The organism is Bacillus sp. HSf4, from assembly GCF_029537375.1.
Taxonomy (GTDB): domain Bacteria; phylum Bacillota; class Bacilli; order Bacillales; family Bacillaceae; genus Bacillus; species Bacillus sonorensis_A.
Genome location: NZ_CP120679.1, coordinates 781,731 through 804,956, shown reverse-complemented (window position 1 = coordinate 804,956; position 23,226 = coordinate 781,731). Strand labels below are relative to the sequence as shown.

The following is a 23,226-nucleotide window of genomic DNA, read 5'->3' as shown; positions in this document are numbered from 1 at the left end:
AGGAGACGAAGCAGATGAAAAAAGGGGAACACGTTTATGTCAGGCCGCTGACAGTACGCGACGCTGAGGCATGCCTCAAATTGCAGATCGACAACCGCGCGTTTTTCGAAAGGTTTTCCATGGAGCGGAGCGATGATTTTTATACATTTGAAGGACAGAAACAAAGGCTGACAACCTTCTATGACAACATGCAAAAAGATGAAGACTATTACTTCGGCATCTTTCATCAGGCAAGTGACGCGCTGATCGGGACGATCAATCTTTTTCAAGTGCTGCGCGGCGCTCTGCAATGCGCTTTTATCGGCTATTTTTTAGATGAGAAACATAATGGCAAAGGCTATACAACTGAAGCGTGCAGGCTGATGGTCGAATTCGCCTTTGAAGAACTGAAGCTGCACCGCATCGAAGCCGGTGTCATGCCTCATAATCTCGCATCCATTCGGGTGCTGGAGAAAGCGGGTTTTCATAAAGAAGGCATCGCTCGGAAAAACGTTAAGATCAACGGCAAATGGGAAGATCATCAAATGCTCGCTGTCATCAATCCGAATGATTGAAATGCCCCGCGGTTCTCTCCAACGGAACTAAACGAAAAAAGCCTCAGCTTGCCGCTGAGGCTTTCATCTTTATCCTACTCTTCTTCCACTCCCGGCTTTTTCCGGCGGAATTTGGCCAATACTTCATAGACGATCGGCACAATCAGAAGTGTGAGGAGCGTGGAGCTGATTAAACCGCCGATGACGGTAACGCCGAGTCCTTTTGAGATGATCTGGCTGCCGCCTTCGAATCCGAACGCCAATGGAAGCAAGGCGCCGATGGTTGCGATGGCTGTCATCAGGATCGGGCGGAGTCTTGTAGAGCCGGCTTCAAGAAGCGCTTCTCTTGTAGACAGTCCTTCCGCTTCCTTATGGATGACGCGGTCGATTAAGACAATCGCGTTTGTGACGACGATTCCGATCAGCATCAGCATTCCGATCATCGCGTTGAGACTGATCGTTTCTCCTGATACATAAAGTCCGACCAAAGCGCCGATGACGGTAAACGGTAGCGAGAACAGAATCGCAAATGGCGCGAGCGCACCGCCGAATGTAATCACGAGCACGAGGTAGACGATCGCAATCGCGGCCAGCATCGCCAAACCGAGCTGTGTAAATGATTCCGCGATATCTGCGGAGACACCGCCGGTATCGATCGTGACATTGTCAGGAAGGTCAAGCTTGTCGATTTTCTTCTGGACAGCCTGTGATACCGCTGTGACATTGTCTGACTTAACTTTCGCCGTCACGTCGGCATATACTTTTCCGTCGCGTTTTGAAACGGTGTCAGAAGTCGAACCTTTTTTCACCTCGGCAACATCGCCGATTTTTACTTCCTGGCCTGTCGCTGTGGTGATCTTTTTGTTTTCTAAATCTTTGACGCTCTTATACTCGTCTTTTTCTGTTTTAATGTTGACGTCAAGCTCTTTTCCGTCCTTTTTCACGGTTGTCAAAGGAGACTGTGATGTTTGCGTCATGAGCGCCTGGGAAATTTGCGACGCCGTCAGTCCAAGCTTGCTGAGCTTTTCTTGGTCAGCCACAAATGTGTACTCATCATATGTGCTGGAAAGGCCTGTGTCGACGTCTTTCAGATCTTTTTGATCCTTCATGATCTTTTCAATGTCTTTGACAGTGCCTTTAATGTCTTTTTCTGAATCACCGTACACATAATACGCTAATTCATTGTTGCTGCCCGAAGAGCTGAAGTCCTGAACTTTCCATTCGCCGCGGTCGGATTTCTTCTTGATCGCGTTTAGCACATTGTCCTTTTCTTTATCAAAATCAGGCGTATCTTCTTCATATTTGATGTAGAACAGCGCGCTGTTTGAACTTCCTCCCATTCCCATGAGCGGATTTCCTGAACCTAATGAATACTGAACCGTATCGACGTGCTTGCGGTCCAATAACAGCTTTTCAGCTTTTGCGGCTTCATCTTCCGCTTCTTTTTTCGTTTCCCCCGGTTCAGGCGTATAAGTGATCTGCACCGTTTTTTCCTGTTCGGAAGGCAGGTAGCTCGCACCGATCAGCGGTACAAGGAACAAGCTTCCGACAAGCATCAGAATCGCGATGAGCGATGTTATCCATTTATGGCTTAGGGACCAATTCAATACTTTTTTGTAGAAATTCGCAAGCCTTCCCGGCTTATGCTCTTTCCCTTTCACCGGTGCACCCGTCAACGATTTTTTGAACAGGCTGTGCGCAAGCATCGGCACGAGCGTGATCGCAATCAGAAGGGATGCGGCAAGCGCAAATACGATCGTTAAAGCAAACGGGATAAACAATTCACCGATTTGGCCGCCGACAAGTGCGAGCGGCAGGAATACCGCAATCGTTACGATCGTTGATGACATGATCGGCAAAAACATTTCTTTCGTCGCTTCGCGAACAAGGGCTTTTCCGCGGAGCGGTTCATCTTTGAGCCTCATGCGGCGGTAGATGTTCTCGATGACAACGATGGAGTCGTCGACAACCCGGCCGATCGCGACTGTCATGGCGCCGAGCGTCATGATATTCAACGTGATATCAAGCTGGCTCAGCACAAGCAATCCGATCAGCAATGATAGCGGAATCGAAATGATCGAGATCATTGTTGATTTAATATCTCTTAAGAATAAGAGTATGATCACAACCGCAAAGATCGCTCCGAAAATGGCTTTGCTCAGCATCGTTTCGACCGACTCTGTGATCGGTTCGGCCATATCCAATGTTGCGCTGTATTCAAAGCCTTTATGGTCTTCCTTGTATTGTTTCATTACACCTTTTACACTGTCGGCCACTTCGACCGTGTTGGCGTCGTTTGCTTTGATGATGTTGATGCCGATGCTGTCTTTTCCATTTGTGCGTGAAATCGACTCCGCTTTTTTGACATCTTTAATATTGGCAATCTCGGAAAGCTTGACCGTCGGTATACCTGAGGCGGCGTTTTGCTGCGCCTGTGCGGCCGCCTGCGCGCTTTGTGCGGCTTGTGCACCGCTTGCGCCTGAAGCAGACGCGGTCGGGATTCTCATATTTTTCAAATCTTTGATTGTTTCAATATCGCCGCTGACGACGACTGATTTTTCCTTATTGCCGAATGTGTACAATCCGAGCGGAGTTGTCACATCAGAACCTTGAATCACCTGCTTGACCGTGTCTTCGTCAAGGCCGTATTCTTTCATTTTGTCTTCTTTAAAAGAGAATTCAACCTCTTCAACCTGCTGGCCGGAAACTTGGACGGACGCTACGCCTTCGACGCCTTCAAGCTTCGGAACAAGGCTGTCTTCCACTTGTTTCGTCAGCTCCTGCAGATTGTCTTGATCACTGGAGACGCTGAGCGTCAAAATCGGGAAGGAATTCATGCTGTAGCGTGAAATTTCCGGATCTTGTGCGTCATCAGGCAGCTTGGCGTTTTCCAGCGCTTCAGCCGCTTCTGTTTTCGCTTTGTCCATATCCTTCTCATAGTCATACTCGATCATAACCGATGATGCATTTTCATAAGAGGTGGAGGTGACAACATTGACACCGTCCAGATTCTGCACCGCTTGTTCAACCGGTTTCGTCACCTCATCAGCCACTTGGCTTGGGGTAGCTCCCGGATAGGTCGTGCTAATTGTCAGGTAAGGCATGTTTACATCAGGAATGGATTCTTGCTTCATATTCAAACCCGCGTAAAGGCCGGCAACCGTAACAATAATCGTCATCAGCCACACAGCGAACTTGTTCTTTAGCACAAAATTAATGATAGAATTCATTGCGACCTCCATTTATATATATCTTTCTCTTTATCACACATTGACTGACTGGTCATTCTATATAATAATAAACATGAAAAGTAAACAGCGTCAACTTATACATGTAAAGTTTATTTAATTTTAATGTTTAATTAAAGGGGTACTTTCATGACAGAAAAAGAAGAAAAAATCATAAAAGCCGGCCTCCACCTTTTTGCAAAAAACGGGTTTGCTTCCACGACGATTCAGGAAATCGCCAATGAATGCGAAATCTCTAAAGGGGCTTTCTATCTGCATTTTAAATCGAAAGAAGCGCTGTTGCTTGCAATCATTAAGTATTATATCGATCGCACGATGGAAAATATGAAGAAGATTCAGCAGAAAAACTTCCCTCCGAGAGAGACGTTCAAAGAGCAGATCGCCTATCAATTCAAGGAGAGCAAGGAGCACAGGGATTTTATTCTCGTGATGATCAGCGAACACAGCATACCCGAAAACAGCAAAATCGAGGAGTATTTCACAAAGGTCGGCAGGAAATTTCACGAAATGTATCAGGAGGCGCTTTTGGCAGCCTACGGCGATATTGTGAAGCCTTTTCTGCCTGACTTGTCGGTCATCGTTCAAGGAATTGTGCAATCCTATCAAAACTTATTTATCTTCAATGAAGTCGATATTGATTTTTACAATCTTGCAGACTTTATTATTAGAAGAATTGACGATATGATCAATGGCATGATTCAAAGCGGAGAGCAGCCGGTTCTTGCTGATCAGACCTACAGTTTTTGCAGAAACGCCGATAATCCGCTCGACGAAAACGCCATTTTGCAGGAAATAGAGAGGATCAAAAGCAAAACGGAGCTGCCTGAGGATATCTTGATCACGCTCGATGTAATCGAAGAAGAGCTGAAGAGAGAGGCTCCGCGAAAGCCGGTGATACAAGGTATGCTTTCAAACTTGGCGGAAGAGGAAAACGTCGGTCATCTATTTCAGATGATCTCCCGTTTTTTCGATCGTTGACACTGCGAATAAAAACCAGATTTCTAAAAACATGAAATCTGGTTTTCTTATTTATTCAGCTTGAACTAGGATCTTCACCTGGTCTCTTTCTTTCAATAATCCTTCAAAGCCCTCTTCTATCACCCTATCAAGCGTAATTCGCTTCGTTACCAATTTGTCAGCCGGGAAATACCCTTGAGCCATTAAGCTGATGACCGCTGGAAAAACATCGCGGTAGCCGATGATTCCGGTTAATGTCCGTTCTTTCATGACGATGTCATGAGGGTGAATTGGCGCTTCTTTTTCAAAAATGCTGACGACCATTGTTTCTCCTTCCATTTTCGTCGCATGAATCGCCTGTTTTAAAACCGACGGCACGCCTGTCACTTCAAAGGCAACATCCACACCGCCGTTTGTCCGTTTTTGAATTTCACTAACCGGATCGCATTGTTTTGGATCAATGGTGATCGCACCAAGCTCAGCTGCTTTTTGGCGGCGGATGTCTGAAATTTCGACAGCGTAGATGTCTGCTGCTCCGGATGCTTTTAATGCTTCAATCACAAGCAAACCGATCGGGCCCGTCCCAAAAACGGCCGCTTTGTCACCGACTTTCAGTTTGCTTTGGCGGGCGGCGTGAAGGGCAACAGCTGCCGGCTCAACAAGAGCGCCTTGTTCAAATGACACCGTTTCCGGCAATTGGTGAATCATGTCCGCAGGTACGGCTGCATACTCGGAAAAACCGCCGCCTCCCCCGGCGAGGCCGAAGAACCCTAATTGTTCGCAAAGGTTATACTTTCCTTTGAGACAAGCCTCACATTCGCCGCAGGCGTAGATCGGTTCGACCGTTACACGGTCTCCGGCTTGAACAGTTGTCACTCCTTCCCCGACCTCGACGACCTCCCCGGAAAATTCATGCCCCAGCACAATCGGGGCTTTATCACCGCTTAGCGGATGTGTTTCTGTCGGAATAAAAATCGGGCCTGCCGTATACTCGTGCAGATCGCTCCCGCAAATTCCGCACCATTTGATTTTCACTTTCACCTTCCCTTTCGTCGCCTTAGGCTCTTCAATCTGTTCCAATCGCAAATCCCCGGCGCTGTGCCATCTAAGCGCTTTCATTTTTCGCCTCCTGAATACAATATTTTGATTCATTTTATTGTGCTTCTATTCTTAATATTCCAACAAATATATCTAAAAACCACGCTTTCGTCTACAGCAGGTCTTTTCTCATATAAGGACAGTGATTTACATATTTCAGAAACAAACAGATCCCGATGGCTCATGTTTATCTATTTTTATTCTAGTAAAATAAGGTGTATTTTGTTAAATTTCATAAAAAACAGGAGGTTTACGATCATGAAAAGACATATCATCAGTTTTGTTATCGCTTCATTATTCATATTGGCTGCATCACCGGCCGCATCCGCTCATACGGTTTCACCGGTGAATCCGAATGCCCAGCCAACAACGAAAGCAACTATGAACTGGCTCGCACATCTGCCGAACAGATCGGAAAACCGGGTGATGTCGGGTGCATTCGGCGGTTACAGTCTTGATACGTTTTCTATGGCTGAAGCCAATCAATTAAAAAATACAACGGGGCAGCTGCCTGCGATTTACGGATGTGATTATGCAAGAGGGTGGCTTGAGCCGGCAGATATCACCGATACCGTTGACCACAGCTGCAACAGCGATTTGATTTCATACTGGAAAAGCGGCGGCATCCCTCAAATCAGCATGCATCTGGCAAACCCGGCGTTTACTTCAGGCCACTACAAAACACAGATTTCCAACAGCCAGTATCAACACATATTAGATTCATCAACGGCCGAAGGAAAGCGTCTTGATGCCATGTTGGAGAAGATCGCAGATGGTCTTGAAGAACTGAAAAATGAAGGTGTGCCCGTCCTTTTCAGACCTCTTCACGAAATGAACGGCGAGTGGTTCTGGTGGGGGCTGACAGAATATAATCAAAAAGACAGTGAGAGGATCGCTTTATACAAACAGCTTTATCAAAAAATCTATCACTATATGACAAATGAAAGAGGATTGGACAACCTTATATGGGTGTATGCGCCTGATGCCAACAGAGATTTTAAAGCTGATTTTTATCCGGGATCTTCCTATGTTGATATTGTTGGATTGGATGCTTACTTTGCCGACGCCGATTCTATTCAGGGATATGAAGAGCTGACATCGCTTGATAAGCCGTTTGCCTTCACAGAAGTCGGACCGCAGGAAACGAACGGCAGCTTTGATTACGCTTCATTTATTAATGCAATCAGACAAAAGTATCCGAAAACCGTTTACTTTTTGGCCTGGAATGACGGCTGGAGCCCTGCCGCAAACAAGGGCGCATCAAGCCTTTACAACAACAGCTGGACGCTGAATAAAGGAGAAGTATGGGACGGCGATTCATTAACGCCTGTCGTTGAATAAAAAAACCGCATGGAGGCGTCTCTCCATGCGGTTTTTTTTTATCGTTTGTTGATTTCTTCAAGAAGCAGCTTGTTGACCATCGGCGGGTTCGCCTGGCCTTTTGAGGCTTTCATGATTTGGCCGACTAGGAAGCCGATCGCGCGGTCTTTACCGTTTTTAAAGTCTTCGATCGACTGCGGATTGTTGTCGAGCGCTTCAGTGACGAGTTTCCGAAGTGTCGCTTCGTCAGAGATTTGCACAAGGCCTTTTTCTTTGACGATTTTTTCTGCGTCTCCGCCTTTTTCGATCAATTCTTTGAAGACCTTTTTCGCGATTTTCGATGAAATCGTTCCTTTTTCGATCAGCTTGATCAATCCGGCAAGACCTTCAGGTGTGAGCGCGACATCGGCAAGCTCTTTTTGCTGGGCGTTTAAGTAAGCCGATACTTCACCCATCAGCCAGTTCGACGCCAGCTTCGCGTCTGCTCCTTTTTCGACGGCCGCTTCGAAGAAGTCGGACATTTCCTTTGTCAAAGTCAGCACTTTCGCGTCATAGGCAGGCAGGCCAAGCGCTTCGATGTAGCGCTTGCGGCGCTCGTCCGGAAGCTCAGGAATGCTGTCTTTCACGCGCTGCTTCCACTCGTCGTCAATGTAAAGCTCGACAAGATCAGGCTCAGGGAAGTAGCGGTAGTCGTCAGATCCCTCTTTGACCCTCATCAAAATCGTCGTTTTGGACGCTTCATCATAGCGGCGCGTCTCCTGCTGGATGACACCGCCTGACAACAGAACCTGCGCCTGGCGTTTCTCTTCGTGCTCAAGTCCTTTTTGAACAAAGGCGAATGAGTTCAGGTTTTTCAGCTCTGTCTTTGTCCCGAACTCCTCTTGGCCGATCGGACGGAGCGAGATGTTGGCGTCGCAGCGGAGCGATCCTTCCTCCATCTTACAGTCGGAAACACCTGTATACTGAATGATCGATTTCAGCTTTTCAAGATAGGCGTAAGCTTCTTCAGGCGTTCTGATATCGGGCTCGGAGACGATTTCAACGAGCGGTGTTCCCTGGCGGTTATAGTCGACAAGGGAGTAGCCGTCACCTGTATGTGTCAGTTTTCCCGCATCCTCTTCCAAATGAAGGCGGGTGATGCCGATGCGCTTCGTTTTTCCGCCGACTTCGATTTCGATCCAGCCGTTTTCGCCGATCGGTTTATCAAATTGTGAAATTTGATAAGCTTTCGGGTTGTCGGGGTAGAAATAGTTTTTCCGGTCGAATTTCGTTTCTGTCGCAATTTCGCAGTTGAGCGCCATCGCCGCTTTCATCGCGAAATTGACGGCTTCTTTGTTCAACACAGGCAGCACGCCCGGATAGCCCAGATCAATGACGCTTGTCTGCGTGTTGGCCGCTGCGCCGAATGGCGTTGGAGAACTGGAGAAAATTTTCGATTTTGTTTTGAGCTCCACGTGGACTTCAAGTCCGATTACCGTTTCAAAGTTCATGTTTTTTCACCCCTTACAGTTCAGGTTTTGCTTTATGATGGTCTGTCGCCTGTTCGAATGCGTGGGCGACGCGGTATACTGTGCTTTCATCAAAGTGTTTGCCGATGATTTGCAGGCCGAGCGGCAAGCCGTTCGCAAATCCGCACGGTACGCTGATTCCCGGAACGCCCGCAAGGTTGACTGGGATCGTCAGGATGTCGTTGGCGTACATGGTCAGCGGATCGCTCGTTTTTTCGCCGATTTTAAATGCCGGTGTCGGCGTTGTCGGTCCGATGATGACGTCATAGTTCGCAAATACGTCTTCAAAGTCCTTTTTGATCAGTGTTCTGACTTTCTGCGCTTTTTTATAGTACGCGTCGTAATAGCCGGAGCTCAGCGCGAATGTACCGAGCATGATGCGGCGTTTGACTTCGTTTCCAAAGCCTTCGGAACGCGTCTGTTTGTATAGGTCGATCAGGTTGTCGGCATTGTCCGTGCGGTAGCCGTAGCGGATGCCGTCGAAGCGCGCCAGGTTTGCCGAAGCTTCAGATGAAGAAAGCAGGTAATAGGTCGCCAGCGCGTATTTGCTGTGCGGCAACGACACCTCTTCCCATGTCGCGCCAAGGCCTTCGAGCACTTTCAGCGCTTCAAGCACGGAATTTCTCGCTTCTTCACCGACGCCTTCGCCGAGGTATTCTTTCGGTACCGCGATTTTCAGTCCTTTAATATCGCCCGTTAATGCTGACAAATAGTCAGGCACGTCGACATTCGCGCTTGTCGAATCCATTTTGTCGACGCCGGAAATCGCTTGGAGCAAGTAAGCGTTGTCCTCGACATTTCTTGTGATCGGACCGATTTGATCCAATGAAGACGCAAATGCGACAAGACCATATCTGGACACGCGGCCGTATGTTGGCTTTAAGCCGACGACGCCGCAGAAAGAAGCCGGCTGCCGGATCGATCCGCCCGTGTCAGATCCGAGTGAAAACGGGACTTCTCCCGCCGCCACCGCAGCTGCGGAGCCCCCGCTTGATCCGCCTGGAACGGTTTCAAGATTCCACGGGTTTTTCGTTTTTTGGAAGCCTGAATTCTCTGTGGAAGATCCCATGGCAAACTCGTCCATGTTCAGCTTTCCGATGGTAACCGCTTCAGCTTCATGAAGCCGCTCGACAACCGTTGCATCATAGATCGGGTCGAAATTGTCGAGGATTTTGCTGGCACAGGTAGTGCGCAGATCCTTTGTGACGATATTATCCTTGATTCCGATCGGCATCCCGAAAAGAAGGCCGTGCTCGCCCCGTGTCTCAAGCGCTTCGTCCAATTCTTTGGCGTAGGCGCGGGCTTTTTCTTCATCAAGCTGCAAAAAGGCCTGTACCTTTCCGTCAACTTCCTGAATCCGTTTGTAAGATTCATCGACTAAATCTGATATGCTGATCTCTTTATTATGTATGAGACGTTTTAATTCAGATATTTTATGGTCAAACAATGACATGTTCTCTCGCTCCCTCCTTTATTTAGTCCAAGATTGACGGCACGCGGATATAGCCGTCTTTATGATCAGGCGCGTTTTTGACGACATCTTCAACCGGAAGGCCTTTATCAGGAACGTCTTCCCTCATGATATTCTTCATTTGCAATACATGCGTTGTTGGTTTAACATTCTCTGTATCGACTTCATTCAGCTCTTCTGCAAATGAAATAATGCTGTCCAGCTGTTCAGTAAACATCGCCGCTTCCTCGTCCGTAATCGCCAGTCTGGCAAGATGGGCGACATGTTTTACTTCTTCTATAGAAATACGTGACATAAAAAACACCTCCATGATGATTCTCGTTTAGTCATATAATACTGATCATATCAAATACCAGCCTGCTAAATCAACAAAACCGCGATTTCAGCCCTTTTTCATTGTATACGAAAATCCCGGACAAGACATCTTGTCCTAATATTCAGAATATTTTTACTTTTAATAATAATTGTAAGCGCTTTCATTAGGGTGCTTATCAGGCCCTTTGCTTCCTTTTGTCAAAAAATAATGGGCTTATAACGGTTGATTGATTTCCAATAGTTTGATAGGTTAGTTAACTAAGTACGATCATATTGGCAGCGCCTTAATTATTCCAATACTTGATCCTTAAAAAGAAGGCTCTGCAATCATTCTTCGTACGCATAAAATCAGTATTGTCGAAAATTCTAAAGAGGTGATGCCACATTATTTTTAAAGAGGAGAGATATGAAACGTGAGTGTTGAAATATTTATTTCGTTGGGGATTTATTTTGCCACTATGCTTTTAATCGGTTGGTATTCCTACAGAAAAACATCCAATCTGAACGACTATATGCTTGGCGGCAGAGGTCTCGGGCCCGCTGTTACGGCTTTATCGGCCGGCGCTTCTGACATGAGCGGATGGATGCTGATGGGACTCCCAGGGGCCATGTATGTATCAGGACTATCAAGCGCCTGGCTTGCAGTTGGTTTAACGATAGGAGCTTATGTGAACTATTTAGTCGTTGCTCCCCGTCTGCGCACATATACGGAAGTAGCGAACGACGCGATAACAATTCCGGACTTTTTTGAAAACCGGTTCAATGATACAACAAGAATCTTGCGCCTGGCATCGGCCATTGTCATCATCGTGTTTTTCACACTGTACACGTCAGCCGGTATGGTATCTGGAGGACGGCTGTTTGAAACGGCGTTTGGCCTTGATTACAAAGTCGGTTTATTTGTAACGGCCGCAGTCGTGATCGCTTATACGCTATTTGGAGGATTTTTGGCTGTCAGTCTGACGGACTTTCTGCAAGGTTTGATTATGTTTATCGCTTTAGTGCTCGTGCCGATCGTTGCCTTTACTCAATTAGGCGGAGTTACGCCGACTTTAAATGTGATAGAAGAAATCGATCCGAGCTTGCTTGATTTCTTCAAAGGAACGACCGTCATTAGCATTATTTCCTTCCTTGCCTGGGGACTCGGCTACTTCGGGCAACCGCATATCATCGTCCGCTTTATGGCGATTTCATCCGTAAAAGAGCTGAAGCCTGCCCGACGCATTGCGATGGGGTGGATGATTATCTCTGTCATCGGCGCATTGCTTGTCGGACTGATCGGAGTGGCGTATATCCATGAGACGGGTGCAAGTCTGAAAGATCCTGAAACGATCTTCATCGTCTTTTCAAAGGTATTGTTCCATCCGTTGATTACAGGATTCCTGCTTTCCGCATTGCTTGCGGCTATCATGAGTACGGTATCGTCCCAGCTGTTGGTGACGTCTAGCGCCATGACGGAAGACTTTTACAGAACGTTCTTCCGCCGCAAAGCTACCGATAAAGAGCTTGTCTTTGTCGGCCGTCTGAGCGTTCTCCTGGTCGCTGTCATCGCCATTCTTCTGTCCATAAGCCCAAATGACACGATCTTGGATCTCGTCGGCTATGCTTGGGCAGGGTTTGGATCCGCCTTTGGACCCGCCATTCTTCTCAGCCTGTACTGGAAACGAATGAACCAGTGGGGCGCATTAGCGGGTATGATTACAGGGGCTGTCACCGTGTTGATTTGTATTATTTTCGGACTTCAAGAGGCAACCGGCGTATATGAAATGATCCCTGGATTCTTCCTGAGTCTGCTTGCCGTTATCGTTGTCAGTCTGACGACGAATAAGCCGGCTAAAGTCGCTTCTGACATGTTTGAGGAAATGGAACAGACGCACGAGGATAATCATTCTTAATCATCAACAAAAAAGCTGCCAGATATATGTCCTGGCAGCTTTTTTATTTTCATCATCGTCCCGGCTTTGCTTCTCTTTTTTTCTTCATGGAATTCTTTTGCGGTTTGTCCGGCAATATAATCAAAAGGGGTATAGTGGTTTTGAATGGTTTTTTTGCGGATCAACATATTGCAGGCAGCAGCCAAGATGATGACGGAAACCGCCAGTGGAAACATGAGTGATAAAAACATCAGCATGCAAAGTCCCGCCTTTCAAAAATGGTTGTCTGTCGGTCATGTCTGTGAGAAAATCATATCAATCAGCTCAGTGAGAAAGGAGGTCCGAAGGCATGGATTGGCATATCGACCTTGATACGGTCCTGAAGCTGGGAACAGCGACATTGATCGGCATGGTCATCGGTCTTGAAAGGGAATTGAAAAACAAGCCGCTCGGCTTGAAAACCTGTATTGTCATTGCGATCAGCTCATGCGTCCTGACATTGGTGAGCATTGATGCAGCCTATCATTTTCCGAAATCAAACAGGATTATGATGGACCCGTTGCGGCTGCCGGCGCAAATTATTTCCGGCATCGGCTTTATCGGGGCCGGCGTCATCTTAAGAAAAAGCAATGATGTCATATCCGGCCTGACCACCTCTGCGATGATCTGGGGTGCGGCAGGTCTCGGCGTTGCGATTGGCGCCGGTTTTTACAAAGAAGCATTTATCAGTCTGATCTTTATATTAGTGAGCGTCGAGTTTTTGCCATGGCTGATCGGGAAAATCGGTCCGGACCGTCTCCAGGAAAAAGAAATCCGCATTCGCATGTCGCTGTCTGATAAGGATAAAATGACCGATATCCTCAAGGAAATGAAAGCGAAAGACATCCGGATTCACTCCGTCCGGATCGATGATATGCGGGAAAAAGACTTCCCGATTATGGAAACGAAAATCATGGTCCATAAGAAGAGGTATGTCACTGATGTTTATTACGACATCAAAGCGATCGACGGTGTCGTCGGCGTTAAATGCGATACGCTTTAAATGCGAAAAGAAGCAGCCTTATCCAGCTGCTTCTTCTTTTATGAATCATAAATATGAACGGTCGGTTCTTTGTCTCCCGGCTTTTTGAGGATGAGGGCTTCCTGTCCGTCAGATGACGTAATGTTGATTTCCACATTCAGTCCGCTCTTACCGTAGTAATCCATCACTTCACCGGTCAGAAATTGCGTAAAGGCAATGACTTCGCTTTTCCCGTAAAACTGCATCGGGATATTGATTTTCATCTCCTGCATTTCGCCGTCTTTATACAAGGCTGTGCCGACAACACCTGTGTAGTTCGGGAAATACGTATCGACTTTATTTTTAAACCGTTTAAAAAGCTCTGAGTCATCCGGGTGCTTTTCCTTCCCTTCATCTGATGGGAAGAAGGTGTATTCTTCATTGATATTGTCCCAGCCGCTGATTTCGCTTGAACCTGCTTTCACTTCGGTTTTTGCGATAAAGTTTCCAGGCACGATCGATGATTTCGGCGCCTGTTTGTATAGGACGATCGTCATCGGAATATTCTTCAGATCATCCATGTTGCGGATTCGTTTTGCGACTTCCTGCGCGATCTTTTCGCCTTCTGTTTTCAATTTTTTATCGCTGATTGTCACTTCTTTTTGCGGATCGCCGACATTTTCGCGGTAATAGTAAACAGAATTGAGCGCCAGACCGATGACAACACCGCCCAGCTCGATCGTGTCTTTGTCTTTGCGGACAAGGTAATCGTGCTCAAGCATATGAGCGAGATAGATCGGGCTTTTCTCGTTTTGCTCTTCCTTTGACCCGCTTCCGGAAAGAGGCGGATTCAGCCCGAGATTTTCAAAATTCTTATCTTCTTTCTGCGCCTTCTTCAGGTCATCGCCCGTTTTTTTCCGTGCCAGCCAGCTTGTCACAGTATCTTCATCCAAATATTGACCTTCCTGAAAAAGGTAATCGTCCGTAGGGAAAGAATTCTGTGCGAGGCGCATCATGCCTGTTTCAAATTCATCGATGTCAAGCCTCGTATTCAGCCGCTCTGTCGTCAATCCCCGGGCTTTTCCGGCTTTAAAAGGAAGAACCATTTTATAATAAGAATCAGAGATGTTGTATTTCGGAATGATCGCTTTTTCTTTTGACTTTTCCGTCTTTTGGACCATCTCCTGTTCTTCTTCTCCCCCAAAATTCGGCGCACAGGCTGAGAGCATCAGCATACCCGCAGCAGCCGCCAAACATAATATCTTTTTCAATAGAACACACTCCTCTTATTTCTTTAGCTCACTGATCAGCCTTGCTTCATCCCAGACTTCGATGTTCAGCTCTTCAGCTTTGGCCAGTTTGCTGCCTGCCGCTTCGCCGGCAATGATAAGATCGGTTTTTTTGCTTACACTGCCTGTGATTTTTCCCCCGAGCGCTTCAATTTCCGCTTTCGCGTCGTTTCGCGACATCTCGCTGAGCTTACCGGTCAGCACGATCGTTTTTCCGGCAAAATAGGAATCGCTGTCTTCGGCGGCCGCTTTTTTCGGGCCTTTGTAAACCGTATTGACGCCGAGCTCTTCCAGCTCAGCCAACAGCTTCAGAATCTCTTCTTTTTCAAAATAAGTGACGAGGGCGTCCGCCATCTTATCGCCGATTTCTTCCACTTCGATTAATTCTTCTTTTGATGCTTTTTTAAGCCTGTCGAGCGTTTCGAAATGCATGGCGAGCGTTTTCGCCGCTTTCTCGCCGATAAAGCGGATGCCGAGGCCGAAAAGCAGCCGCTCCAATGAATTTTCCTTCGATTTGTCGATGGAGGCCAACAGGTTGTCGGTCGATTTTTCGCCCATCCGTTCAAGCTTGATCAGCTGATCCTTTGTCAGCTTGTAAAGGTCTGCGACATTGTGGACCAAATCCTCACGGAACAGCTGGGTGATGACACGCTCACCGAGCCCCTCTATATTCATGGCATTGCGGGAAACGAAATGAATCAGGCCTTCCCTGATCTGTGCCGGACATTCCGGATTGATGCAGCGAAGCGCGACTTCGCCTTCGATTCGGACGAGTTCGCTTCCGCATTCCGGACATTCCTCCGGCATATTGAACTCCTTTTCCTCACCGGTCCGCTGTTCAACAAGGACATTGACAACCTCAGGGATGATGTCGCCCGCTTTTTTGATGACGACTTTGTCCAAAAGCCGGATGTCCTTCTCCTTAATTAAATCTTCGTTGTGAAGGGAAGCTCTTTGGACCGTCGTTCCCGCCACTTTCACGGGCTCCAGAATCGCCGTCGGCGTCACAACGCCTGTGCGGCCGACGCTCAATTCAATATCCAACAGCTTTGTGACAACCTCTTCAGCCGGAAATTTGTAGGCGATCGCCCAGCGCGGGCTTTTCGCCGTATAGCCGAGCTCATCCTGTTGGTGAAGGGAATCGACTTTAATGACGATCCCGTCAATTTCATACGGGAGGTCGGCCCGTTTTGTCTTCAGCTCTTCAACGATTTCGATGACTTCTTCGATCGTGCTGCATTTTTTTCGTTCGTGATTCGTTTTAAAGCCGAGTTCATCGAGAAAATCGAGCCCCTGGCTCTGCCTTTCGACACCCATTTCGTCAAGCTCCGCTATACTGTAGACGAAGATATCAAGATTTCGTTTCGCGGCAATTTTCGGATCAAGCTGTCTTAAGGAGCCGGCAGCCGCATTGCGCGGGTTTGCAAACGGCTCTTCGCCCCTTTCATGCCGCGCTTCATTCAGCAATTCGAAGGAGCGTTTCGGCATGTAGGCTTCCCCGCGCACTTCAATCGAAAGGTCGCGCTTCATTTTGAGGGGAATGGTTCTGATCGTCTTCAAATTCTCTGTGATATCCTCGCCGGTCGTTCCGTCGCCCCTTGTCGCACCTCTGACAAATACGCCGTTTTCATACCGCAATGAAACGGCAAGACCGTCAATTTTGAATTCAACGTTATATTCAACGTCTCCGACCGCCTGGCGCACCCTGCGGTCAAAGTCGCGCAGATCTTCGTCGTTAAACGCGTTGCCGAGGCTCAGCATCGGCGTTTTGTGCTGCACTTTTTGAAAAGCGTCCAAAACGGCTCCGCCGACGCGCTGTGAAGGAGAGTCGGGCGTTTTCAGATCAGGGTGCTCCTCTTCTATTGAAATGAGCTCCTTCATCAGCTTGTCGTATTCGGAGTCTGGCACGCTCGGATCGTCAAGTGTGTGATATTCATAGTTGTATTGGTTGATCAGTGCACGCAGTTGTTCCACACGGCGTTTCGCTGCTTCTTTTTCCATTGATTTCGTCCTTTCATTTCAGGTCTTTTGCCATTATTGCTTTTCAATTGGCGCAAAGGCCGCGAGAAGACGCTTCACTCCGATCGGGCTCGGAAAGGCAATGTCAAGCTCTGTCGATTCGCCGGATCCTTTGACGCTGACGACCGTTCCGACACCCCACTTTTTATGGGAAGCTTTGTCGCCGACGGCCCAATTGACGCCGTCTCCGCCCGTTTTGCTGTAGGATGCGGCGGCTGGTCTCTTCACCGGTCCCCTCCGCTCAGGTCTTCTTGCGAACGGACTTTTCAGATCTTTCTTCTTCTCATTTAGATTGTCCAATAATTCTTCCGGTATTTCCGCGATGAACCTCGATTCCGGATTCATATTCGTTCTGCCGAATAACGTCCGCATTTTCGCGTTTGTCAAATAGAGCTCTTCCTCAGCCCTCGTAATGCCGACATAGGCGAGCCTGCGCTCCTCTTCCATTTCCGCTTCCTCCATCAGGGAGCGGCTGTGCGGGAAGACCCCTTCTTCAAGACCCATCAGGAAAACAACCGGAAATTCAAGCCCTTTTGCGGCATGGAGCGTCATTAAAATGACGGCGTCTTTATTTCCGGACTCTTCTTCTTTTTGATCAAGCTGGTCGATATCGGCGATGAGCGCCAAATCCGTCAAAAAGGCGACGAGCGATTTGTCTTCGCTTTGCTGCTCAAAGTTTTTCGTCACGGATAAAAACTCGTCGATATTTTCGAGACGGCTCTGGGCTTCCAGAGATTTTTCCGCTTTCAGCATCTCGCGGTATTCGGTTTTTTCAAGAATTTCTTCCGTCAGCTCTGTGACGGATAAGTATTCCTGCATATTCGTCAAGTTTTCGATCATCTGTCTGAACTCGTCAAGCGCGTTGGCCGCTCTGGCACTGAGGCCGATAAAATCAACCTGGCCGAGCGCTTCAAATAAAGACATCCCGTTCATATCGGCATACGCCGCGATTTTATCGACGGACGTCGCACCGACGCCGCGCTTCGGCACATTGACGATCCTTGCGAAGCTGATATCATCATCAGGATTTGCCACAAGGCGCAAATACGCGAGAATGTCTTTGATTTCTTTTCTGTCGTAGAATTTCGTGCCGCCGACAATATTATAGTTGATGTTCGCTTTCATCAACGTTTCCTCGATCACACGGGACTGGGCGTTCGTCCGGTACAAAATCGCGATGTCTGAAAGGGATCGTTTTCCGGAGCCGGCAAGCTCCCTGATTTTGCCCGCGACAAATTGGCCTTCGCCAAATTCATTGTCGCCTCTGAAGTAAGAGATTTTCGCACCTTCATCATTTTCCGTCCAAAGGTTTTTCGGCTTTCTGTTTGAATTGTGTTGGATCACTTCATTCGCCGCATGCAAAATCCGCTTCGTCGATCTGTAGTTTTGTTCAAGCAGAATGACGCTTGCGTTCGGATAGTCTTTTTCAAATGAAAGAATGTTGGCGATGTCCGCCCCGCGCCATCTGTAAATCGACTGGTCCGAATCCCCGACGACGCAGATGTTTTGGAAGCGCTGCGCCAGCTTTTTGACGAGCAGGTACTGCGCTCTGTTTGTATCCTGATACTCATCGACATGAATGTATTGAAATTTGCGCTGATAGTATTCGAGCACTTCGGGAACCCGGTCGAACAGACGGATCGTCGTCATGATCAAGTCGTCAAAATCGAGCGACTGATTTTTCCGCAGCTTTTTCTGATAATCCGTATACACGTCGCTGACGACCTGATCAAAGAAGCCGCCCGCCGTTTTCTCGTATTCCTCCGGTTCGATCAATTCGTTTTTCGCGCCGCTGATCGAACCGAGAATGCTCCGCGGGTCGAATTTTTTCGGATCGATGTTTCTCTCTTTTAAAATACCTTTAATCACGGAAAGCTGATCTGAGGTGTCCAAAATTGAGAAATTTCGGTTGATCCCGATCCGGTCGATATCTCTCCGCAAAATTCTGACGCACATGCTGTGGAATGTCGAAATCCAAATGTCATCGGCTCCCGGCCCAAGAATGCTTTCCACACGTTCTTTCATTTCTCTGGCCGCTTTGTTCGTAAAGGTAATCGCCAAAATATTCCAAGGTGCGACACGCTTTTCCGCCATCAGGTAGGCGATCCGATGTGTCAGCACCCTCGTCTTGCCGCTTCCCGCGCCGGCCATGATCAAAAGCGGCCCATCCGTTGTCCTGACCGCTTCCTGCTGCACTTTATTCAACCCATTTAATAATTGGTCGCTAATATAATTCAAAATCCGTTCACCGCCTATTCAAAACATATGTTCTATTATAAACCAATCCGATTCGTTTCGCCTTACTCTTTTACGGCTTTTACCGTTTTCAGCGCTTGTCCGAAATTTTCATAAACCGCGTTTCCGACGACGATCACATCGGCATGCTCAGCCATTTTCGCCGCTGTTTCCGGATCTTTAATCCCGCCGCCGTAAAACAATGTCGTACGTTGCAGCACAGACTTTGCTTCTTTAACCGCCTCGGCGTCTCCAAGCATGCCGCTGTATTCCATGTAAAAGACGGGCAGCCGGAAAAGATGCTCAGCCATTCGCGCGTATGCTTTAATGTCTTCAAGATCAAGCGAAGCATCAGCATTTGTCAAAGCGGCCGCCTTGCAGTCTTGATTCAAAATACAGTAACCTTCAACAACGATTTCTTCAGGCGACATCAGTTCGCCGTACTCTTTCATCGCCTCTTTATGTAAACCGACAATCCAGTCGCGGTCCCTGCTGTTCAGCACCGTCGGGATAAAATACAGGTCAAATCCCGGAACGATCGCGCCAATCGTTGACACCTCAAGGATGCATGGGACTAAAAAACGGCGAACCTTTGACATCAGCCGCAGGACATTGTCCTCTGTGACATTGTCGCTTCCGCCGATCAAAATCGCATCTGTGCCGGATTCACACAGCTGTTCAAGCTGATCATCCGTTATCTCTTTATCGGGATCGAGTTTAAAGACGTGCTTCCACTCGGTAATATCGTACATGAAAAAAGCTCCTCCAATCGTTCTTACCATTTAAATATTATAACAAATTCATTCTCTTTGGAAAAACGGATCGTGCAGAAAGATGAAGGAGGAATCATACAACGGAGGCAAAAGTTGACGGACATGAAAAGACCGCCAAGCCAGGCGGTCCAAGTGTACATCACGAAGATGATTCAGATTCTTTTTCTTTTACACGGTCCAGGGCCATGATATAAGCGTCGTTTCCGTAGTTCAGGCAGCGCTTCACCCGGGAAATGGTCGCCGTGCTCGCTCCGGTTTCCGTCTCAATTTTGTGATACGTGTTGCCGTCGCGAAGCATCCTGGCCACTTCGAGCCGCTGAGCCAGTGACTGAATTTCATTTATCGTGCACAAATCATCGAAAAAGCGATAGCATTCTTCGAGATCTTTTAATGACAGAATGGATTGAAAAAGCTGGTCCAGCTCTCTCCCGCGCAATTTATCGATCTGCATCGTTAACACCTTCTCCTTTACTAATAGAAACCTTGCTGAGATCGGGAATGATATTGATCCATGTTTTACCCGGCACGAATGGAACGGTTTTTCCGTCATCAACAGGGATGATTCGGCCGTTTTCGTTTTTCCAGTTGATCTGACGGACTTCCCCGTTTTGCAAAAGCAGCCCTTTTCCGCCGGACATGAGGTCGATTTCCCTTCTCCCGTACGCATCCTTTTGATGATGTTCGGCTTCCGCTATTAGAATGTTTTGAAGAATAACCGGTTTGTCTGTTTCAAGATCTGTTGTGACAGCGCCGTTTGACGTTCTCACATAGCCGTCAGCCTTCTGATCATAACCGTATTCCACACGGTTTGCAACAGATGTTGTTCCATAATCCAACCGGATGGAATAAAGCGGCTTTGAAGGCTTTTTGCGGCTTTCTGTAAAAGGAAGCGAATCTGTGCGGGCTTTTAGGGCATATCCTTTTTCTTCAGCTGCTTGTTTGATGTTTTCGAATGACGTGTACGAATTATGCGGCGCTTGTCGAAAATCCGCTCTCCAAAACAGACTGCCGTCATAATCCATTCCATTGACATAATCGGCTTCACCGCTTTCAAGCCGGCTTTTCGCACCAGGACTCCAGCCGTGGTGCACAAATACGGCGTCAAAGCCGAGAGCCAAATCAATGAAATACTCCCGCGCGCTTCTGACAGGACCGACCGCTTCAGGCATTTCACTCTGGAAAATCGCCAGAAACCTGGTAATCCGTCCTTCAGCGAGCGCCTCAATCACAATGTCGGCTTTGCTTAAACCGGACTGCGGCCTTGCTTTCGAATGATTATTGACCACGACAGCAATCGGCCGCTTTTGGATGTCCCCGTCCGTTTTCATTCCCGAAAGCGGATATCGTTTCTCTCCAGACTCCTGCTTATTCTGCTGCTGGCATGATGCAAGCAAACATACACAGGCAAAACACAGCAGCACTCTTACATATCGATTGATCATCAAATAGCTCCCGCTCTTTTATATTTTAACGCATTATCGATGGAAAGAGTACAGTTTTTTTCATGACATCAAAGATCCCTTTCGGCGTCACTCTGATGTAAGGGAGATGCGTGCTTTGCAGAAAAAGAAGCGTGTAGACAGGATCGCTGAATGTATAGCCTCTTTCGAAAAGAAGTTCTTTTAATGTTTCTTCCCTTTCAAGCACCTTCTCATACGTCTCATTTGATGCGCCGCCGCTTAAATGCAGAGGAATCTCGTGCAGTATTTTTCCGTTTTCGGCTAAGACGATTCCCCCTCCGATTTCTTTCATCCGTTTAAAGGCAAGCAGCATGTCTTCCTTGTTTTTGCCGATTGCCACAATGTCCCCCGTTGTTGAGTATGAGCTGACAAACCCTTGAACCCGGGTCGCGAATCCTTTCAGCATCGTATTGACCCGCCATTTTCCGTTTTTGTCAAACATGGAAAGATAGCTTTCATCATGGTCAAAAGAGAGCTGATTGACGGAATTGTCAATCTCAATTGTATAAGGTTCCATAATGACCGAATTCCTCATTTTCAAGCCGAGCGGCATCGAAAACTGCAAATCATCCATCGTTAGATCATATGAAAGGTTGAGAGGGACAAGACCCCCTTTTTGCCAATCCGGCTCTGTAAACGCCTTCATATCAATGCCGTCCGCCTTCAAGATTCGCCCCTTCGCAAGAACCGTCACGGGATCGGGTTTTTCAGGACTCTCCAAAATGTTGAGTGTCGCGTATCTTCCCGGTGCGACAACGCCGAGAATGTCTTCCATATGATAATATTTGGCGATGTTAAATGAGGCCATATTATAAGCGTCAATCAACGGCACTCCTTCATCAATGGCAATTTCGATCAGCTTGTTCGTCATGCCTTCCTTATAAAAGTTCGGTGTGGCGCCGTCCGTCGTATAAAACAAATGGTCATAATGGCGAAAGCCTTCTTCATGAAGCTCGCGCAAAATCTTTCGCAGGTCAGGCCTGATGGAAGAATTCCTCAGCCCCACATGATACCCAAGCTCAAGCCGCTTGAGCACTTCCTTTCCCGTCATGGCTTCATGATCGGCGTCAGCGCCGAAAAGCTTCATTTTTGTTAATGTTTTTTCCGATGCGCCCGGAAAATGGCCTTCAATTCGCTTCCGCCTTCTTTTCGTGCACTGCATGCAATGCAGGATCAGATCATCGCCGTCCAAAAGGCGCGGCCAGCTTGTCATTTCTCCTCCCTGTATCACATCCGGATGTTCTCCCCAATGTTTTCGGTAATCGATCGATAAGATTTGATCTTCATTCAAGACTTCGGTCTGCAGGTCATACCTTGACCACCAGTAGTAGTGGACAGGCTGTTTTTTCAGTTCCTCCAATATAGAAAACGCTTTCTTTTTTCCGCAATGCAAAAGCAGAAATAAGTTGTCATTCACGAATGTCGTCGTGCCAAACTGTGACACATATTCAGCCAATGTTTGGGGATTATAAATTTGAAAAGGATGCACATGAGGCTCAATATACCCGGGTACAATGTATTTTCCTTCACAATCTATTGTAGTTTTAACAGCCGATTTAGGCAAATCTCGGCCGACATAGACGATTCTGTCATGATGAATCCATACGTTTGCTTTGATCCATTGCTTTAAAAACGGGTTCAGTACGGATGCATTTCGTAAAAGGAGCGTTGGGAGCAGCCTTGAACTTACAACATCAACTTGCGATCTGATGTGCTTGTTTTTCCAAATTAAGGTGCGTTCGAACATTCACATACTCTCCTTTACATGTAATGATCCTATGTTAACACATTTACTATAGTCACGCATTACCAACACGTTACAATTTTTCGAATAAACACTTTATTTAATTATTTTAATCGGAGGAATTGATCATGAAGCAAAACATCGGACTGTTTGACGCCGTATTTCGCATCGCCTGCGGACTGACGATCCTGTCGGCGGCAGCGGCAAAGTTTACGAGAAAACCGTGGTGCAGAATGACGCTTTTCTGCATGTTTATGGGCGCGCTGAAAGCCGCTTCCGGCATTTTACGATTTTGTCCCATGACATATGTTTGCCAAACTTATATGAAGCAACAGGGACAGACTGGCGAACAGCCGTAAAAAAGCACCCGGTTAGGGTGCTT

19 protein-coding genes are annotated in these 23,226 nt (G+C 47.4%); 6 read left to right on the top strand and 13 right to left on the bottom strand.

Features of this window, described 5'->3' with window-relative positions; all coding sequences use genetic code 11:
- Positions 1-14: 14 nt before the first annotated feature.
- Positions 15-554: a GNAT family N-acetyltransferase gene (locus P3X63_RS04005; RefSeq protein WP_277692484.1), complete on the top strand. Its 540-nt coding sequence runs from the start codon at positions 15-17 to the stop codon at positions 552-554.
- A gap of 74 nt (positions 555-628) precedes the next feature.
- Here the strand turns inward: P3X63_RS04005 and P3X63_RS04000 are convergent, their stop codons facing one another.
- A complete protein-coding gene (locus P3X63_RS04000; protein ID WP_277692483.1) occupies positions 629-3,763 on the bottom strand; it encodes an efflux RND transporter permease subunit in 3,135 nt (1,044 codons plus the stop codon).
- Between the two features lie 147 nt (positions 3,764-3,910).
- Here P3X63_RS04000 and P3X63_RS03995 point away from each other — a divergent pair, with 147 nt between their 5' ends.
- Complete coding sequence (locus tag P3X63_RS03995; protein ID WP_026589668.1) at positions 3,911-4,759, top strand: TetR/AcrR family transcriptional regulator; 849 nt, start codon at positions 3,911-3,913, stop codon at positions 4,757-4,759.
- Between the two features lie 51 nt (positions 4,760-4,810).
- On the opposite strand, the gene P3X63_RS03990 is transcribed toward P3X63_RS03995, so the two are convergent.
- Positions 4,811-5,857, bottom strand: a complete 1,047-nt coding sequence (locus tag P3X63_RS03990; RefSeq protein WP_277692482.1) for a 2,3-butanediol dehydrogenase — start codon at positions 5,855-5,857, stop codon at positions 4,811-4,813.
- A 234-nt stretch (positions 5,858-6,091) separates the two neighbouring features.
- Here P3X63_RS03990 and P3X63_RS03985 point away from each other — a divergent pair, with 234 nt between their 5' ends.
- Positions 6,092-7,177: a glycoside hydrolase family 26 protein gene (locus tag P3X63_RS03985; protein ID WP_026589670.1), complete on the top strand. Its 1,086-nt coding sequence runs from the start codon at positions 6,092-6,094 to the stop codon at positions 7,175-7,177.
- A gap of 38 nt (positions 7,178-7,215) precedes the next feature.
- On the opposite strand, the gene gatB is transcribed toward P3X63_RS03985, so the two are convergent.
- The 3 genes from gatB to gatC are packed head-to-tail and all read right to left on the bottom strand — an operon-like array spanning position 7,216 to position 10,430.
- Positions 7,216-8,646, bottom strand: coding sequence for an Asp-tRNA(Asn)/Glu-tRNA(Gln) amidotransferase subunit GatB (gene gatB, locus P3X63_RS03980; RefSeq protein WP_077735353.1), 1,431 nt, complete (start codon positions 8,644-8,646; stop codon positions 7,216-7,218).
- Positions 8,647-8,659: 13 nt separating this feature from the next.
- On the bottom strand, positions 8,660-10,117 hold the full coding sequence (gene gatA / locus P3X63_RS03975) for an Asp-tRNA(Asn)/Glu-tRNA(Gln) amidotransferase subunit GatA (protein ID WP_026589672.1): 1,458 nt from the start codon (positions 10,115-10,117) through the stop codon (positions 8,660-8,662).
- A 22-nt stretch (positions 10,118-10,139) separates the two neighbouring features.
- The gene (gene gatC / locus P3X63_RS03970; protein WP_003179590.1) at positions 10,140-10,430 is read right to left on the bottom strand and encodes an Asp-tRNA(Asn)/Glu-tRNA(Gln) amidotransferase subunit GatC; all 291 of its coding nucleotides are present in this window, start codon (positions 10,428-10,430) and stop codon (positions 10,140-10,142) included.
- A 433-nt stretch (positions 10,431-10,863) separates the two neighbouring features.
- On the opposite strand from gatC, the gene putP reads away from it, so the two are divergent.
- Positions 10,864-12,345, top strand: coding sequence for a sodium/proline symporter PutP (gene putP, locus P3X63_RS03965; protein ID WP_026589673.1), 1,482 nt, complete (start codon positions 10,864-10,866; stop codon positions 12,343-12,345).
- On the opposite strand, the gene P3X63_RS03960 is transcribed toward putP, so the two are convergent.
- Positions 12,342-12,581 carry a DUF3951 domain-containing protein gene (locus tag P3X63_RS03960; protein WP_035428791.1) on the bottom strand — a complete coding sequence of 80 codons (240 nt, stop codon included), beginning with the start codon at positions 12,579-12,581 and terminating at the stop codon, positions 12,342-12,344. The two genes, putP and P3X63_RS03960, sit on opposite strands and share 4 nt — an antisense overlap.
- A 92-nt stretch (positions 12,582-12,673) precedes the next feature.
- Between P3X63_RS03960 and P3X63_RS03955 the strand changes: the two genes are divergently transcribed.
- Positions 12,674-13,366: an MgtC/SapB family protein gene (locus tag P3X63_RS03955; RefSeq protein WP_026589674.1), complete on the top strand. Its 693-nt coding sequence runs from the start codon at positions 12,674-12,676 to the stop codon at positions 13,364-13,366.
- Positions 13,367-13,404: 38 nt separating this feature from the next.
- Here the strand turns inward: P3X63_RS03955 and P3X63_RS03950 are convergent, their stop codons facing one another.
- The 7 genes from P3X63_RS03950 to P3X63_RS03920 form a co-directional block, all read right to left on the bottom strand.
- Complete coding sequence (locus P3X63_RS03950; RefSeq protein ID WP_026589675.1) at positions 13,405-14,595, bottom strand: CamS family sex pheromone protein; 1,191 nt, start codon at positions 14,593-14,595, stop codon at positions 13,405-13,407.
- Positions 14,596-14,610: 15 nt separating this feature from the next.
- Positions 14,611-16,614, bottom strand: coding sequence for an NAD-dependent DNA ligase LigA (gene ligA, locus P3X63_RS03945; protein WP_026589676.1), 2,004 nt, complete (start codon positions 16,612-16,614; stop codon positions 14,611-14,613).
- A 33-nt stretch (positions 16,615-16,647) separates the two neighbouring features.
- The gene (gene pcrA / locus P3X63_RS03940; RefSeq protein WP_026589677.1) at positions 16,648-18,870 is read right to left on the bottom strand and encodes a DNA helicase PcrA; all 2,223 of its coding nucleotides are present in this window, start codon (positions 18,868-18,870) and stop codon (positions 16,648-16,650) included.
- A gap of 62 nt (positions 18,871-18,932) precedes the next feature.
- Positions 18,933-19,619, bottom strand: a complete 687-nt coding sequence (gene pcrB / locus P3X63_RS03935) for a heptaprenylglyceryl phosphate synthase (RefSeq protein WP_077735356.1) — start codon at positions 19,617-19,619, stop codon at positions 18,933-18,935.
- Positions 19,620-19,779: 160 nt separating this feature from the next.
- On the bottom strand, positions 19,780-20,091 hold the full coding sequence (locus P3X63_RS03930; RefSeq protein ID WP_026589679.1) for a YerC/YecD family TrpR-related protein: 312 nt from the start codon (positions 20,089-20,091) through the stop codon (positions 19,780-19,782).
- On the bottom strand, positions 20,078-21,079 hold the full coding sequence (locus P3X63_RS03925) for a DUF3048 domain-containing protein (RefSeq protein WP_026589680.1): 1,002 nt from the start codon (positions 21,077-21,079) through the stop codon (positions 20,078-20,080). Before P3X63_RS03925 ends, P3X63_RS03930 begins: the two co-directional genes overlap by 14 nt.
- Before the next feature lie 28 nt (positions 21,080-21,107).
- On the bottom strand, positions 21,108-22,847 hold the full coding sequence (locus P3X63_RS03920) for an adenine deaminase C-terminal domain-containing protein (protein WP_026589681.1): 1,740 nt from the start codon (positions 22,845-22,847) through the stop codon (positions 21,108-21,110).
- Between the two features lie 125 nt (positions 22,848-22,972).
- Between P3X63_RS03920 and P3X63_RS03915 the strand changes: the two genes are divergently transcribed.
- Positions 22,973-23,203, top strand: a complete 231-nt coding sequence (locus P3X63_RS03915) for a YgaP family membrane protein (protein ID WP_026589682.1) — start codon at positions 22,973-22,975, stop codon at positions 23,201-23,203.
- Positions 23,204-23,226: the final 23 nt, after the last annotated feature.